The 15,095-nt window shown below is 60.6% G+C and carries 16 protein-coding genes; 10 read left to right on the top strand and 6 right to left on the bottom strand.

The annotated features are described in order from the left end of the window. Window positions 1–151 precede the first annotated feature (151 nt). Entirely contained in the window at window positions 152–1,096 is a 945-nt protein-coding gene (locus R6X40_RS12570) for a LysR family transcriptional regulator (RefSeq protein ID WP_318414000.1), read from the top strand. A gap of 23 nt (window positions 1,097–1,119) precedes the next feature. Here the strand turns inward: R6X40_RS12570 and R6X40_RS12565 are convergent, their stop codons facing one another. Then, a complete protein-coding gene (locus tag R6X40_RS12565; protein ID WP_318413999.1) occupies window positions 1,120–1,707 on the bottom strand; it encodes a glutathione S-transferase C-terminal domain-containing protein in 588 nt (195 codons plus the stop codon). A 33-nt stretch (window positions 1,708–1,740) separates the two neighbouring features. Continuing rightward, on the bottom strand, window positions 1,741–2,211 hold the full coding sequence (locus R6X40_RS12560; protein ID WP_318413998.1) for an SRPBCC domain-containing protein: 471 nt from the start codon (window positions 2,209–2,211) through the stop codon (window positions 1,741–1,743). A gap of 109 nt (window positions 2,212–2,320) precedes the next feature. Between R6X40_RS12560 and R6X40_RS12555 the strand changes: the two genes are divergently transcribed. Continuing rightward, complete coding sequence (locus R6X40_RS12555) at window positions 2,321–3,358, top strand: GlxA family transcriptional regulator (protein ID WP_318413996.1); 1,038 nt, start codon at window positions 2,321–2,323, stop codon at window positions 3,356–3,358. A 2-nt stretch (window positions 3,359–3,360) separates the two neighbouring features. On the opposite strand, the gene tlpA is transcribed toward R6X40_RS12555, so the two are convergent. After that, window positions 3,361–4,029 carry a thiol:disulfide interchange protein TlpA gene (gene tlpA, locus R6X40_RS12550; protein WP_318413994.1) on the bottom strand — a complete coding sequence of 223 codons (669 nt, stop codon included), beginning with the start codon at window positions 4,027–4,029 and terminating at the stop codon, window positions 3,361–3,363. A gap of 42 nt (window positions 4,030–4,071) precedes the next feature. On the opposite strand from tlpA, the gene argH reads away from it, so the two are divergent. The 5 genes from argH to R6X40_RS12525 all read left to right on the top strand — a co-directional run bounded on the left by argH (window position 4,072) and on the right by R6X40_RS12525 (window position 10,430). Beyond that, a complete protein-coding gene (gene argH, locus R6X40_RS12545; RefSeq protein ID WP_318413992.1) occupies window positions 4,072–5,475 on the top strand; it encodes an argininosuccinate lyase in 1,404 nt (467 codons plus the stop codon). Between the two features lie 94 nt (window positions 5,476–5,569). Continuing rightward, window positions 5,570–5,764 carry an LPS translocon maturation chaperone LptM gene (gene lptM, locus R6X40_RS12540; protein WP_318413990.1) on the top strand — a complete coding sequence of 65 codons (195 nt, stop codon included), beginning with the start codon at window positions 5,570–5,572 and terminating at the stop codon, window positions 5,762–5,764. Window positions 5,765–5,776: 12 nt separating this feature from the next. Beyond that, window positions 5,777–7,045 carry a diaminopimelate decarboxylase gene (gene lysA, locus R6X40_RS12535; RefSeq protein ID WP_318413989.1) on the top strand — a complete coding sequence of 423 codons (1,269 nt, stop codon included), beginning with the start codon at window positions 5,777–5,779 and terminating at the stop codon, window positions 7,043–7,045. A gap of 144 nt (window positions 7,046–7,189) precedes the next feature. After that, a complete protein-coding gene (locus R6X40_RS12530; protein ID WP_318413988.1) occupies window positions 7,190–9,823 on the top strand; it encodes a TIGR02302 family protein in 2,634 nt (877 codons plus the stop codon). Window positions 9,824–9,839: 16 nt separating this feature from the next. Beyond that, entirely contained in the window at window positions 9,840–10,430 is a 591-nt protein-coding gene (locus tag R6X40_RS12525; RefSeq protein ID WP_318413987.1) for an ester cyclase, read from the top strand. A 141-nt stretch (window positions 10,431–10,571) separates the two neighbouring features. Here the strand turns inward: R6X40_RS12525 and R6X40_RS12520 are convergent, their stop codons facing one another. The 3 genes from R6X40_RS12520 to R6X40_RS12510 all read right to left on the bottom strand — a co-directional run bounded on the left by R6X40_RS12520 (window position 10,572) and on the right by R6X40_RS12510 (window position 12,366). Further along, window positions 10,572–10,931, bottom strand: a complete 360-nt coding sequence (locus R6X40_RS12520; protein WP_318414224.1) for a response regulator — start codon at window positions 10,929–10,931, stop codon at window positions 10,572–10,574. Between the two features lie 161 nt (window positions 10,932–11,092). After that, on the bottom strand, window positions 11,093–11,638 hold the full coding sequence (hpt, locus tag R6X40_RS12515; RefSeq protein ID WP_318413985.1) for a hypoxanthine phosphoribosyltransferase: 546 nt from the start codon (window positions 11,636–11,638) through the stop codon (window positions 11,093–11,095). A 68-nt stretch (window positions 11,639–11,706) separates the two neighbouring features. Further along, entirely contained in the window at window positions 11,707–12,366 is a 660-nt protein-coding gene (locus R6X40_RS12510; protein ID WP_318413984.1) for a hypothetical protein, read from the bottom strand. Window positions 12,367–12,645: 279 nt separating this feature from the next. Between R6X40_RS12510 and ftsE the strand changes: the two genes are divergently transcribed. From ftsE to R6X40_RS12495, 3 genes are all read left to right on the top strand, one after another. Further along, entirely contained in the window at window positions 12,646–13,305 is a 660-nt protein-coding gene (ftsE, locus tag R6X40_RS12505; RefSeq protein ID WP_318413983.1) for a cell division ATP-binding protein FtsE, read from the top strand. After that, window positions 13,298–14,308: an ABC transporter permease gene (locus R6X40_RS12500; protein WP_318413981.1), complete on the top strand. Its 1,011-nt coding sequence runs from the start codon at window positions 13,298–13,300 to the stop codon at window positions 14,306–14,308. Before ftsE ends, R6X40_RS12500 begins: the two co-directional genes overlap by 8 nt. An 88-nt stretch (window positions 14,309–14,396) precedes the next feature. Next, window positions 14,397–15,092 (top strand): YdcF family protein, encoded by a 696-nt coding sequence (locus R6X40_RS12495; RefSeq protein WP_318413980.1) that lies wholly within the window; start codon window positions 14,397–14,399, stop codon window positions 15,090–15,092. The last annotated feature ends 3 nt before the right edge of the window (window positions 15,093–15,095 follow it).

The raw sequence follows: 15,095 nt of genomic DNA, 5'->3' as shown, positions 1-15,095 counted from the left end.
CAATTGGCGAACGGGCGTCCACACAGAAGCGAACGGCCGCAGCGCAGCGATGGTCACGGGCCGGAACTTTCGATCGATTACAGCAATCGAACGCCCTATATAGCCTGCCGGGCGCTACCCTAAATGTCTGCCCGAGTTGCCGGAGTTGCCCATGCTGCGTTCCAATCTGAACGATATTCTCGTCTTCATGGCCGTCGTTGATACCGGAAGCTTTATCGCCGGAGGAAAGACCATGGGCCTCTCCAGGTCGGCGGCAGGAAAGGCCATCATCCGCCTGGAAGACCGGCTTGGCGCACGCCTGCTCAATCGCACGACACGAACGCTTAGCGTCACCGATGAGGGCCGGGTGTTCTACGAACACGGGCTGCAAGTTCTCGCCTCCGTGGACGAAGCCGAGGCGAGCGTGGCAGGGCAGAGCGGTACGCCACGCGGTATCCTGCGGCTCACCCTCCCCGATGCCTTTGGACGGCTCGTGGTTCTTCCCCTGCTGAAGACCTATCTGGCCACCTGGCCGGACATTCAGGCCGAAGTGAGTTTTACCGATCGCGTTGCCGATATCGTTGATGAAGGATTCGATCTGGCGGTGCGAATCGGCGTGACGACGCCGGATACGCGGCTTGTTTCCCGGGTGGTCGCCACCCACAGAGCGCTGCTTTGCGCCGCGCCATCCTACCTTGATGAGCGTGGTAAACCGGGCGATATCGATGCGCTGTCAACACACGACTGCCTGATCTTCAGCAGCGGAAACCAGAGGCAAAGCTGGCGTTTTCGCGCTGATGGCGGCTCGTGGATCAAGGCGCAGGGCCGCAGCCGGTTGCGGCTGGATAGCGGAGAGGCAATCCGGGATGCCGCGATTGCCGGACTTGGCATCGCGTTTCTTCCAGACTTTCTTGTCGCAAACGACCTCAAAGCGGGCCGCCTGCAACAGGTTCTGCCCGGTCGCGCGGAAGAAGAGGTCAAGATCGTAGCGATCTATCCCAACCGACGCCTGCTGGAGCCCCGTGTCCGGCGCTTCATCGACTTGATGGTCGATGAGCTTGGAACACGAAACTCCAATGCAGTTGCCTCGAAATCCATCCGCAAGACACAACTGTAACACGTCAATCCACTGGCGCCTCGCTAATCCATTACTCCCTCGTCCCGAAGCGCGCGCTGGACTGCGGGCCGCGCCTCGACGTCGGCGATATAGGCGAGCAGCCTTTCAGGAACCGGCATTTCGATCATCCGTGCCCAACGCAGCGTCACATAGAGCAGGGCGTCGGCCACACTGAATCGGGATCCGAGCAGATAACGGTCGCTCATTTGTCCGGCAATCAGGACGAACCGCTCCTCGACCATGCTCCGAAGCATCGCCACCGCTTCGTCGCCGGGCAGGAAGAAGGAGAAGGCAAAGGGCTTTTGCACCTCGACTGACAGGAACGCCAGCATCTCGATCAGACGATGCCGCTCCATCCCGATTGCACCTTCATGGCCCGCCGTATGCTGATCGATCCAATCGAGGATCGCCACGGTTTCTGTCAGCGGCACGCCGTCTTCGATTTCGACCAGCGGGACGTAACCCTTCGGATTGATGGCAAGATAGTCGCCAGTGCGATCAATCGTGCGCGTCACGATATCGACCTCGAACAGCTCCGGTTCGAACCCGGCTTCCACAAGCGCAATATGCGCAGCAAGCGCGCTGGTGCCCGCTGAATAGTAGAGTTTCATCTTAGTAACCTTTCTTTGCGGCTGAGCCGTGCTTCAAGCGGCCCGCAGGTCGCGAGCGAGATAAGCGGCCAAGCCGTCGAGCATGGCGGCCCAGCCCTCCTTGTGGCCCTCCGGGCTGTCACCGTCGAAATAGAAGCCGGTCTCGGTCAGCCTGAAATCCGTTCCGCTAACCGTCTCAACGAGTTCCAGCAGGACAGTACCGGTAAACAGCAGGCCGTTTTCGTGCGAAACCGTGCTCGAGTAGACGATGAACTGATCGGCGCGAATGGCGTGATAGTGGACCGAGTTGATGTAGGGCTCGGCGCCAATAGGGCCAAATGTCAGGACATCGGTGTGGCCGACACGAAAGTCGAAAGCCCGGTAGACCATGTCCCACCCATTGCCCGGTGCGCTCCAGTCGAGAAGCGCCTCGCGGTCCGACCAGGCGGCAAAGACCTCCGATGGGGCAGCGGCAAGGCTGCGTTCAAGAACGATAGTGGCGTGATCGATGTTTGGCATTTTCATGTGCTTGTTCCCTGATGTGTGTTGAATACCGGGCAACCCTAGCCGCTTGCCACCAAGCGTTTGAGTGGCAGGATAGACAAAACCGGGGCATACGTGCCAAATTGCGATCATGTTTCCAAAACAGTTCACACCGCCACCGCTGCGCGTCAGCATTCTGGTTCTTCCGGAAACAGCACCGATGGCCGTCTACGGTCTCTACGAAGTGCTTGGATCGGTTGGAAAAATTTGGCCGCAGCTCACCGGCGAGGTCGAAAAGGTGAGGGAAATTGCCCCCCGTATCGTCGCAAAAGCGGCCGAACCTTTCACATCCGTCATCGGTGTTCCGATCACACCGCAGGCGGCAATCGGCGACGACGACGACGCCGATGTCGTCATTGTCTGCGATATCGAATTGCCGCTGCGTGGCGATCCCGAAGGCCGGTGGACGGAAGAGATTGCATGGGTGCGGGCGGCACTGGATAGGGGCGCACTCGTCTGTTCGACCTGCAGCGGCTCGGTGCTGCTTGCCGAGGCGGGCCTGCTCGACGGATGCGACGCAGCTTCCCACTGGAGTGCCGCCGAACTGTTTCGCGACCGCTACACAAGCGTCCGCTTCCGGCCCGACCGCATTCTCTGCGACAGTGGCCACGAGGGCCGGTTGCTGACCGCCGGTGGTGCATCGTCGTGGCAGGACCTGTCGCTCTATCTGATCGGACGGTATTGCGGATCGGCAGAGGCGATGCGCGCCTCAAAGATCTTTCTGATCGGCGATCGCAGCGGCGGACAATTGCCTTTTGCCGCGATGACGCGGCCGCGCCAGCACGACGATGCCGTCATCGCGGAAAGCCAGACCTGGATTGCCGACCACTACCCGGAGACAAATCCGGTGACGAAAATGGTGGCGCAATCGGGCTTGGCGGAACGCACCTTCAAGCGGCGTTTTACCAAGTCGACCGGCTATACCCCGGTCGACTATGTGCAGGCGATCCGCATCGAGGAGGCCAAGCAGATGCTGGAAAGCACCCGCGACAGCATAGACGGCATTGCCGCCGAAGTCGGGTATGAAGACCCGACTTTCTTTCGCCGCCTGTTCAAGCGCATCACAAGCCTCAGCCCGGCGCAATACCGGCAGCGGTTCCAGCCCGCCGCCATCCGGCCTGGAGCCTAAATCTACACGCCGCCGGTCGCAGCCTTCACCAGTGCCCTGGCATCCTCGCTATCCCAGGCGGCCGGACCGTTCATCGACGAGATCAGGCACCCCTTGTCGTCCATCAGCAGGGTGACGGGCAGACCGAAGGCAAGGCCTTCCTTCTTCAGCTGATTGAAGACACCCATCGACGCATCGCGATAAAAACCGAGATCGTGCACACCGGTTTCATTGAGGAAGGCCGTCGGCTTGGCATCGTCGCCGATATCGATATTGACGGCGACCACCTCGAACTTGTCGCTACCCGCCGCTTTCTGCAACGCGTTGAGAGCCGGCATTTCCTCACGGCAGGGTCCGCACCAGGTTGCCCAGAGGTTGAGCAGAACGGTCTTGCCGCCGAAATCAGCCAGCGTCAAATCCTTGCCGTCCTTGCCCTTGAAGGTCAGCCCCGACAACGGACGCGGCTCGCTGACCGGCGCCATGGCGGCGACCTGACCTTTAAGGAACGGCGTGATCGCTGCAACCTTGTCTTTTGCCGCCTCGCAGGTCTTTGCATCGGCGGTTTCCACCGCCACACCATTGCCAGACCCGCTTTCCCTGACGTATACCGCTGCCGCACCGGCGATCAGCCCACCGAGGGCAGCGATCATCACCAGTCTGGCGGGGGGAAAGCGTTTCTTCTTGTCGTTCACTTCATTTTCCAAAACAGGTCATTCTCCAGGGCGGGCATCTTCATGGGCGACGGCACTTCTGAAACCAAAAGCTCCAACCAAATGTGGGGCGGTCGCTTTGCTCAAGGACCGTCGGCGATCATGGAGGAGATAAATGCCTCGATCGGCTTCGACAAGAAGCTTTTCGCTCAGGACATCCGCGGCTCAATAGCGCATGCGACCATGCTGTCGCATCAAGGCATCATTTCGGCAGACGATAAAGACAAGATCGTTCACGGTCTCGACACGATCCTGTCAGAGATCGAAAGCGGCCAGTTCGAATTCTCCCGCCGCCTCGAAGACATCCACATGAACATCGAGGCGCGTCTCAGCGACTTGATCGGTCCGGCCGCCGGACGCCTGCACACTGCCCGCTCGCGCAACGACCAGGTGGCGCTCGATTTCCGCCTCTGGGTAAAGGAAGAGCTGCAGAAGTGCGAGGGCATGCTGACGAGCCTGATCGCCGCCTTCCTCGACCGCGCCGAAGAGCATGCCGAAACGGTGATGCCCGGCTTCACCCATCTGCAGACCGCCCAGCCCGTCACTTTCGGCCATCACTGCATGGCCTATGTCGAAATGTTCGGCCGTGACCGCCAGCGCGTGCGCCATGCCATCGAGCACATGGACGAAAGCCCGATCGGTGCTGCTGCCCTTGCCGGCACCGGCTTTCCGATCGACCGCCACATGACCGCCAAGGCACTCGGCTTCCGCGAGCCGACCCGCAACTCGATCGACACGGTATCGGACCGCGACTTCGCGCTGGAATTCCTGTCGATCGCCTCGATCTGCGCCGTGCACCTGTCGCGGCTGGCCGAAGAGATCGTCATCTGGTCGACACCACAATTCGGCTTCGTGCGCCTGTCGGATGCCTTTTCCACCGGCTCTTCGATCATGCCGCAGAAGAAGAACCCGGATGCCGCCGAACTGGTGCGCGCCAAGACCGGCCGTATCAACGGTTCGCTGATTGCGCTTCTCACCGTGATGAAGGGCCTGCCGCTCGCCTATTCCAAGGACATGCAGGAAGACAAGGAACAGGTGTTCGATTCGGCCGAGAGCCTGGAACTGGCGATTGCCGCGATGACCGGCATGGTCCGCGACATGACCATTCGCGTTGACCGGATGAAGGCTGCGGCCGGTTCCGGCTATTCCACCGCCACCGACCTTGCAGACTGGCTGGTGCGCGAGGCGGGCCTTCCCTTCCGCGACGCCCACCATGTCACCGGTCGCGCCGTGGCGTTGGCCGAGCAGAAGGCTTGCGAATTGGCTGAACTGTCGTTGGCAGATCTGCAGGCGATCCATCCGGATATCACCGACAAGGTTTTTGGCGTGCTGACCGTCGAGGCTTCGGTTGCCAGCCGTACATCCTTCGGCGGCACCGCACCGAGCGAAGTGCGCAAGCAGATTGCCTGGTGGCGAACCCGCAACTGAGGGTAAGATTCAGGGTGCACAATGTCCTGAAAAGCCGATATGAGTTTTGACGAATTTGCGAAGAAGGGCTGATTGCCCGGACCGGGAACCATAGATGCTGTCACGAAACACCACCATTTTGATTGCAGCCCTTGCCATAACCGGCCTGACGCTGTCCGGCTGCGGCCGTAAGGGCGACCTCGATCGTCCGGGTTCATCCGCGCCGATCAACACCAAGGCGGCGGCGGGCAGCGCCGAACAGAAGGATGAAGCGCCAGGCAAGCGTTTCTTCCTCGATCCCCTCCTGTAACAGAGCACACCAGTGAACCATTTCGAATATCGTGACGGCATTCTCTTTGCGGAAGACGTCTCCGTCATCGACATCGCCAAGGCGGTGGGCACACCGTTCTACTGCTATTCCACCGCAACGCTGGAACGGCACTACTCGGTCTTCTCCAAAGCCTTCGCCGATGTCGACGCCATGGTCTGCTACGCGATGAAGGCGAATTCGAACCAGGCCGTTTTGAAGACGCTCGGACGTCTGGGCGCCGGTGTCGACGTGGTATCGGGTGGCGAACTGCGCCGGGCGCTTGCGGCCGGCATTCCGGCCAACCGCATCATGTTTTCCGGTGTAGGCAAGACAGCCGCCGAAATGGACCTGGCGCTCGACGCCGGCATCTACTGCTTCAACGTCGAATCCGAACCCGAACTGGAAGTGCTGAACGCCCGCGCCGTACGTGAAGGCAAGAAGGCGCATGTGTCCTTCCGCATCAATCCGGATGTCGACGCCAAGACCCATGCGAAGATTTCGACCGGCAAGAAGGAAAACAAGTTCGGCATCGCCTATGAGCGCGCCCGCGCTGTTTATGCCCATGCTGCAACCCTGCCCGGCATTCAGGTGACCGGCATCGACATGCATATCGGCAGCCAGATCACCGATCTGCAACCCTTTGCCGACGCCTTCAAGCTGTTGCGTGAGCTGGTCGATGCGCTGCGCGCCGACGGCCACAACATCGATCACGTCGATGTCGGCGGCGGTCTGGGCGTGCCCTACAAGACGGACAATACCCCCCCGCCCTTGCCCGACGCCTATGCTGAAATCGTCAAAGACCAGCTGCGCGAACTCGGCTGCAAGATCATCATGGAGCCCGGCCGGCTGATCGTCGGCAATGCCGGCATCATGGTCACGGAAGTCATCTACGTGAAGGACGGCGGCTCCAAGACCTTCGTCATCGTCGATGGCGCCATGAATGATCTGATCCGCCCGACGCTTTACGAGGCCTATCACGAGATCCAGCCGGTGCGCATATCGGCCGCCAACGCCCCGCGCATCAAGGCCGATATCGTCGGCCCGGTTTGCGAGACCGGTGATTATCTGGCACTCGACCGCGAAATGGCCATGCCGAAGCCGGGTGACCTGATCTCGGTCGGAACGGCGGGTGCCTATGGCGCGGTTCAGGCTGGCACCTACAACAGCCGCCTGCTCGTGCCTGAAGTGCTTGTGAACGGCGGTCGCTTCCATGTGATTCGTCCGCGCACGACCTATGAGGACCTGATCGGCCTTGATTCGGTTCCTGACTGGCTCGATTGACCAGAGGCGGGAAGCTTCCGATCTGCCACTGTTGATAGCGCCGCTGCGAGCCGCGAAATCGATCACGATTGCGTTGTCGCCCTCGTCTTCGCCACAAAGAGTGTTATCCTTCACGGGCACGTTTCAATCGTTGAAAGGGAACGGATGACGGAAATCCGGCGGGATAGTTCGACGGCGGCGGCAGGCTTTATGAAAAGTCTCGCGGTCAAGCGGACGCTTGCGCGCCTGGTTCTCGTCGCTGAGCAAGCAGCCCCACGCGCCTTGCCGTTGTTGGCCGTCGTGCTGCTGTTTCTCTCCGCCACCTGGTTCGGCTTTTTCCGCGTTGCCCCCGGCTGGTTGCATGTGACGGCGCTTTTTGCCTTCGCAGCCGCTTTCATCATCTTCCTGATCCCGCTGTTTCGCCTACGCGTCCCCGGCATTGCCGAAGCGGACCGGATGCTGGAGGAGCGCAACGACCTGCCGCATCAGGCAATCCGCGTGCAGGACGATCAGCCGGCCACCAGCGGTGCCTTCGGCCAGGCGCTGTGGCACGAGCATCAGACGCGCATGGCGCGAATGATTGGCGCGCTGGAAGCAGGCCTTCCCAAACCCGACATTGCCCGCACCGACAGCTACGGTCTGCGCGCCGTTCCGGTGCTTTTGGCCTGCGTTGCCTTTGCTTATTCCTACTCCAACAAGGCCGGGCTCATTTCCGATGCGTTTCACCCGCCGCAGCAGATCGCTGCGACGCCGGATATCCGCATCGATGCCTGGGTGACGCCACCGGCCTATACCGGCCGCGCACCAGTCTTTCTGACTGGCCGGCAGGGCACGGAGCAGGTTGCCGACAGCGCCGAACCTCTGCGTATCCCGCAATTCAGCGAACTGACCGTGCGCATCACCAGCGGCGGTGAAGACACACCGGTGACTTACCTGGAAAACGGCGCGGCCCAGCCGCTGGTTATCGCGGCACAAGCTGCAAAGCCCGGCAAGGATAGCAAGGCTCCAGTCGAAGCAGCACCTGCCGATCCGGCAAAGCCCGGCAGCGACACCCATATGATGAAAATCACCAAGGACGGTTCGCTCTCCGTCGGCGGTGAACAATGGGCCTTCACGGTGATCCCGGACAGCGTTCCGGATATTGCCTTCGACGGCATTCCGCGGCCAACGGTGGCCGGTGCCCTGGAAATCGGTTTCGCGGCCAAGGACGACTATGGCATTCAGGAAGCCTGGGCCGAGATCGTCCCTCTGGACAAGCCCGCAGCTGACGCCCGGCCGCTCTATCCCTTGCCCGAGTATCGCCTTGACCTGCCAAAGCGCAATGCGCGCGAGGCAAAGGGGCTGACCAGCCGCAATCTCAGCGAACATCCACTGTCTGGAAAGCGCGTCCGCGTCACGCTGGTTGCAAAGGATGCGGCCGGACAGGAAGGCCGAAGCGTGCCGCAGGACATGATCCTGCCCGCCCGGCCATTCTTTGAACCGCTTGCAGGCGCGGTTGCCGAGCAGCGGCAGGTGCTTGCGCTCAATGCCAACGACCTGCCGCGCGCCATCGAACTCAATGACGCATTGTCGGTGCGTCCGGATGAAAATATTCCCAACCTGACACATTTCCTGCTGCTGCAGTCCGCGCGCACCCGCATGGCGCTGGCACGCAATGACGACATGCTGCGCGATGCGGCAGGCTATCTTTGGGATATCGCGCTCGGCATCGAAGGTGGCGACATGGCGCTGGCTGACAAGCGGCTGCGCGACGCCCAGCAGAAGCTGTCGGACGCTCTGGAGAAAGGCGCATCGGACGAAGAAATCACCAAGCTGATGCAGGAACTGCGCGATGCCATGAAGGACTACATGGAGGCGCTGGCCAAGCAGGCGGCCAAGAACCCGCAGGTGGCGGCCAATCCGAACCAGAACAACGTGCTGCGTCAGCAGGATCTGGAAAAGATGATGAACCAGATCGAGAACCTCGCCAAATCCGGTGCCAAGGACCAGGCGCGCCAGATGCTGTCGGAAATGCAGCGCATGATGAACAATCTCCAGGCCGGCCGGCCGCAGCAACAGCAGCAGGGCCAGGAGAACAGCGAGATGCGCAAGCAGATGGACAAGCTCGGCCAGCTGATGCAGGAGCAGCAGCGGTTGATGGACGAGACCTTCAAATACGATCAGGCCCTGCGCGACCGCATGCAGCGTGGCGATCCGCTGGAGGGGGAAGATCAGGAACTGTTCGGTCAGGACATGCCGCAGCAGCCCGGGCAGCAGCAGAACGAAGAGGCGCAGCAGCCCGGCCCGCTCGACAATATGACGGCGGAAGAGCTGGAGCAGGCGCTGAAGAACATGCAGGCCCAACAGGACCAGCTCGGCAAGCAGCTTGGCGAATTGCAGAAGGGCCTTGAAGGCATGGGCATCAAGCCAGGCAAGGGCTTTGGCGAGGCCGGCCGCGAGATGAAGGGAGCTTCAGGCGCCCTTGGCAAGGGACAGGGCGAACAGGCCGTCGGCAGCCAGGGCCGCGCGCTGCAGGCGCTGCGCGACGGCGCGCAGGACATGATGCAGCAGATGCAAAGCCAGGGACAAGGTCCCGGCCAAGGACAGGGCGTGCCGCAATACGGCCAGAATGGCCGCGACCCGCTCGGCCGCCGCCAGCAGAATACCGGCCCGGACTTCGGCGATCAGGTCAAAGTGCCGGATGAGATCGACACCCAACGCGCCCGCGAAATCCTCGACGAGATCCGCCGCCGCCTCGGCACGAATTCATCGCCGGAAACGGAGCGTCAGTATCTGGAAAGGCTGCTGGATATTCGGTGAAGCAGGAGGGAAATCGATGTTGCAGAGTCACACCTTGGCACGTGCGGTCGGCATTGGCCTGACAAGTGCCTGTCTTCTTTTCGTCAAGCCTCTGACCGCCGCCGATCAGGAGCGGTGGCCCGGCAGCAAAGTTGGAGAGCCCACTCCGAAAGCCGAGGGCATGCCGCCCGAACTGGCGAAACGCCTGGCGAATTTCGACGACCTCGATTTCCACGTCTACACTGGCCAGCAGTGGGAAGACCTCCACAAGAGCCACGCCAAGGATATCGTCGTGCACTACCCGGACGGCCACACCACCAAAGGTATTCCCGACCACATCAAGGAATTGGAGTTCTTGTGGACCTTTGCTCCCGATAACCGGATTACCGAACATCCGGTCAGATTTGGCACCGCCGACGCCGAATGGACTGCCGTGATGGGATCTCTGGACGGCACCTTTACCAAGCCCATGGCTCTTGCGAATGGAACGGTTATTCCCCCGACACATAAAACCTACCATTTACCTATGGCAACCTTGGGGCACTGGAACAAGGAAGGCACGATGGATGAAGAATATCTGTTTTGGGATAACGCCGCTTTCATGACGCAAATCGGGGTTGGTAAATAGGCGCGCTGTAATTTTTGGGTCAGCCTACTCGCTGGCCCCGCCCCTCATGGCGCTAAGACGCGCGCGACAGAAAGAGGCCTAAGGCATCGAGCATGGCCGTCAAACCTTCGGAATGGCTTGAAACTGCGACGAGCGGGCCGCTCAGGCCGCCAGCGCGACCGCGACCGCCTTACGAATATCCGGCAGGGTAAACGGCTTGGAGACGACATCAATGACCTTGCCGGTCAGATTGTCGGCGCGTTCGCGCTGTTCGGCATAGCCGGTCATCAACAGAATTTTCAGTGCCGGAAAGGCTGCCGATGCCTGATGGGCAAGTTCGATGCCGTCCATGACAGGCATGCGGATATCCGACAGCAACAGATCGAAATTTGCGTCATGAAGGCAGGCCAGCCCCTCGGCACCATCCGCCGCTTCGACGGTCTCATGACCATCCAGCTGCAAGGCACGGGCAACGAAACGGCGCAGGCCGTCCTCATCTTCGGTAATCAGGATCTTCGCCATCATGGCCTCCGTTTCGGCAACACCTCCGCCGGAAACCGCCCACCATTGATGGTGCCAGATCCCGACTGCAGCACAGCCGCTGCGGGATCAACACCACCAGAGTTTTCTTTGTTTTCCGTAAACGCGGATGACCAGATCAGGCGCTATCCACAGCCGGATGATTATTCGGCGTCGCCAGTGACGATGCCGACGAAAGGCAGTTCGCGGAAGGCGTAGGCCACGTCCATGCCGTAACCGACGACAAAATAGTCGGGGCATTCAAAGCCGACATAATTCGCTTCGAGATCGGTCTGGCGCTTGACCTTCTTGTCGAGGAGAACGGCGATGGTCACCGACTTGGCACCGCGCTCCAGCATCAGCTCCTTGGCAAAACGCAGGGTACGGCCTGATTCGAGGATATCGTCGATCAGGAGAACATCGCGTCCATGCACATCGCTATCGATGTCCTTGATGATCTTGACGCCCTGCGACACGGTGCCTGTGCCGTAGCTGGACAGCGTGATGAACTCGACTTCCGGGGCAAGGCCGACGGTGTGCATGGCACGGATCAGGTCGGCGGCGAAGATGAACGAGCCTTTGAGCACGGCAATGACCAGCAGATCGCTGAGCGGCCCCTTGGCAATTTGTTCCGCCATTTCAACGTTTCGCGCCGCAATCACTTCGGCGGTATAGAGCGGATCGATATTTTTTCCACGGACGACAGGCATAAGGATAGTCTCCAGAACAATAGTGGAGACTGCGTTTTATGCCTCCGGAAGCTAGCCGCTTAGCACAGTCAGGGCGCCGAATCACCCGGCTGACCAAAGGAAACCGCGACACCGGGCAGTTTTCCACCTGTGTGTAGGAGGCGTGTCGAGAAAGAACGGCTCTCGCCGGGGGCGAGAACGGCTGGGCTCTGCTCGATCCGGGTGGCTGTCCGGCGGTGGCCGTTGGCAATCACATCGACCTGGATAGCCGGAACCATCTTCGGTGCATCGGAGTGATTTTCAACCGCGCCATAGACCGACAGGATTTTCATGCCATTGGCGTCGTTGAGCGACGTGGTGACATCGCTGATCGACAATGCCGGTACGGAGGTAACAGCAGGCTGGTACTGTGGCAGGCTGGCGAACAGCAGGAAGACCGGAGCGCACAGGCACGTGACGAGGACGGCAAACGCCTTGGGGGATGCAGTCTGCAGCAGGCGCTCGAAATGGCTCACCGCCCATCCGAACGCCGATGCAACGCGGTGCGGGCTCTGCGCCGACTGAGGTACACGATTGTCGTTGAAAACCGGATAGACGTTGCGCCGGCCATGCGATGCGACAGTCTCGAATTCGGCATCGACGATATCGGTGCGAAACGGCTTGCCTCGTGCGGACGTGGCTCGCCCGCGACGTTCGGGCGGCAGGAAATCCATCCGGCCGGTGGTGCCGTTGGAGCGGAAAGCGTTCATCGTCTCTCCTTCGCAGCCCTCTCGGCCACGCCAGAATGCCCTGAGCATCAGGCAAGCCAGATTCGGGCATTGAAACAAACCTTTCCCAGACGTAAACCTAAATGGTTAATGCTTCGAAAATGACGCTGCCGCAGCGGTCTGTTTTCAGGCAAAATTAACCACTGTTTAACCATGTTGGCGCTGTAACAGCGATTGCTGCGCTATATGCTGCAACAAGGGCCATGAGCCTGCCGCGAATACGTGGCATGCTGGATCGAAGAGAAGCTGGACACTGACCCGTTGATTCATTTTGAAAATGTCGGATTGCGCTATGGAATGGGCCCGGAAATCCTCCGCGACCTGACCTTCGACATTCCCAAAAAATCGTTCCAGTTCCTGACCGGCCCTTCCGGCGCCGGCAAGACCACGCTGTTGCGGCTGCTGTTTTTATCGCTGCAACCGACACGCGGCCTGATTCGCATGTTCGACCGCAACATCTCGACAATTCCGCGCGAAGAATTCCCGATGCTGCGCCGTCGCGTCGGTATCGTCTTTCAGGATTTCCGGTTGCTCGATCATCTGACGACCTATGAGAATGTCGCTTTGCCCCTGCGCGTGCGCGGCAAGGACGAATCGTCCTATCGATCCGACGTTCTCGAGCTGCTTGGCTGGGTCGGGCTTGGCGAGCGCATCAACGTTTTACCGCCGGTTCTCTCGGGCGGTGAAAAGCAGCGCGCGGCAATCGCCCGCGCCCTGATTGACCGGCCGGAGATCCTGCTGGCAGACGAGCCGACGGGTAATGTCGATCCGCCGATGGCACGGCGGCTGCTCAATCTGTTCCTCGAGCTTAACAGGCTCGGCACCGCCGTCGTCATCGCGACGCACGACCTTTCGCTGATGGATCAGGTCGAGGCGCGCAGGATGATCCTGTCGCAGGGACGGCTCGATATCTATGAGTGAAGCCCCCGCCAGCAACCGAGCCGGTCCGGCTGCGCCGCAAGAGCGCAAGGCGCCCATGCGCGTGCGACCAACGGCGCCCATCGTTCCGCCAGGGAACGTCTCCGGCAATGCGCTGGTGCTGGTCATTGCCATCATGGCCTTCCTCGCCTGCCTGACGCTCGGAGCTGTCAGCATGGTACGCTCAACGGCGCAAAGCTGGGAGAGCCAGATTTCCCGCGAGATCACCATCCAGATCAAGCCGGACGAAAAGCTCGACATGGAAAAGGCACTGGCCGACGCCCGTGATCTTGCCCTGACCTTTAACGGCACGACGAATGGCACCATCGTCGACAAGGCAGCCACCGCCCGGCTGCTGGAGCCGTGGCTGGGGGCTGGCCTTGATCTCGACGATCTGCCGGTGCCGCGCCTCGTGATCATCACCATCGACGAACAGAACCCACCCGATTTCGCCGCCATGCGAACAATGCTGACGGAAACCATTCCGCAGGCCTATCTCGACGATCACCGCACCTGGGTCGACCGGCTGGTCGCCATGGCCCATACGACGGCACTGATCGGTACCGGCGTGTTGGTGCTGGTGTTTTCCGCCATGGTGCTGACCGTGGTCTTTGCCACGCGCGGAACGCTTTCCGGCAATCGCCACATTGTCGAGGTGCTGCATTTCGTCGGCGCCGAAGCAGGCTTCGTTGCTTCAGAATTCCAGAAGCACTTTTTGAAGATCAGCCTGAAAGGTGCCGGCGCCGGCGGCCTTCTGGCCGCGGCCTGCTTCGCAGTCGCAAGTTTCTGGCAATCGCGATCGCTGGCCACGCCGCAAAGCGACCAGACGAATGCCATGTTCGGCAGCTTCTCCATCGGCTATACCGGCTATCTCGGCATTGCCGCGATCATGATCGTCATCGCGCTTTTGACGACACTGACGGCCCGTTTCACCGTGATGCGCACCATTTACGAGATCGACCTCATCCGGTCCGATCCGGCACGCATCGACGGCAATCAGACCTGACCAGCATGACCGCCATGTTTTGCACCCATTCCTCGCCGCAATCTGCTTCTATTGGAGAATCACGGCTGGCGGAGCACCCAAGACAGCAATGAGCGACAGCGGCGAAACACGGCAGAAGGGAACGTTGGTGCGACGGCATGTGAGCCTGCGCCGCCGGATTGTTCGCCTGACATTTTACGTGCTTCTGCTGATCGCCGGAGTTGCCGCCGCCGGTTTCCTCTATTTCGCCGATTCCGTTGCCTCTCTTCAGCCACCGGACAATCCCAAGGCAGACGCCATCGTGGTTCTGACTGGCGGCTTCCAGCGGATCGACCAGGCCGTGGATCTGTTGAAAAACGGAGCCGGAAGGCGGCTATTGATCTCGGGCGTCCACCCCTCGACCACCGGCACCCAGATCCGCCGCAACACTCAGAGCTCTGCTGACCTGTTCAAATGCTGCGTCGATATCGGTCATGATGCGATCGATACGATCGGCAATGCCAACGAGACCGCCAACTGGATCCGTGACAACGGCTATCGCAGCATTCTGGTCGTCACCAACAATTACCATATGCCGCGCAGCCTGCTCGAGTTGCGCCGGGCCAATCCGGAAATCGAGTTCATTGCCTATCCCGTCGTCAATTCCGATTTGAAGAGCACCAACTGGCTGGCAAATCCGATAGTGCTGAAGACGATCCTTCTGGAATATCTCAAGCTGACGATCGCATCTGCGCGCGATGCGCTCGGCGCTCATCCGGCAAGCGGATTGCGAACCGAAACGAAGGATGCCAGCCGCAGCCCATAGACA

The sequence above is a fragment of the Rhizobium sp. PL01 genome (assembly GCF_033447125.1).
In the GTDB taxonomy this organism is placed as follows: Bacteria; Pseudomonadota; Alphaproteobacteria; order Rhizobiales; family Rhizobiaceae; genus Pararhizobium.
This window is presented reverse-complemented; position numbering and strand designations above follow the sequence as displayed.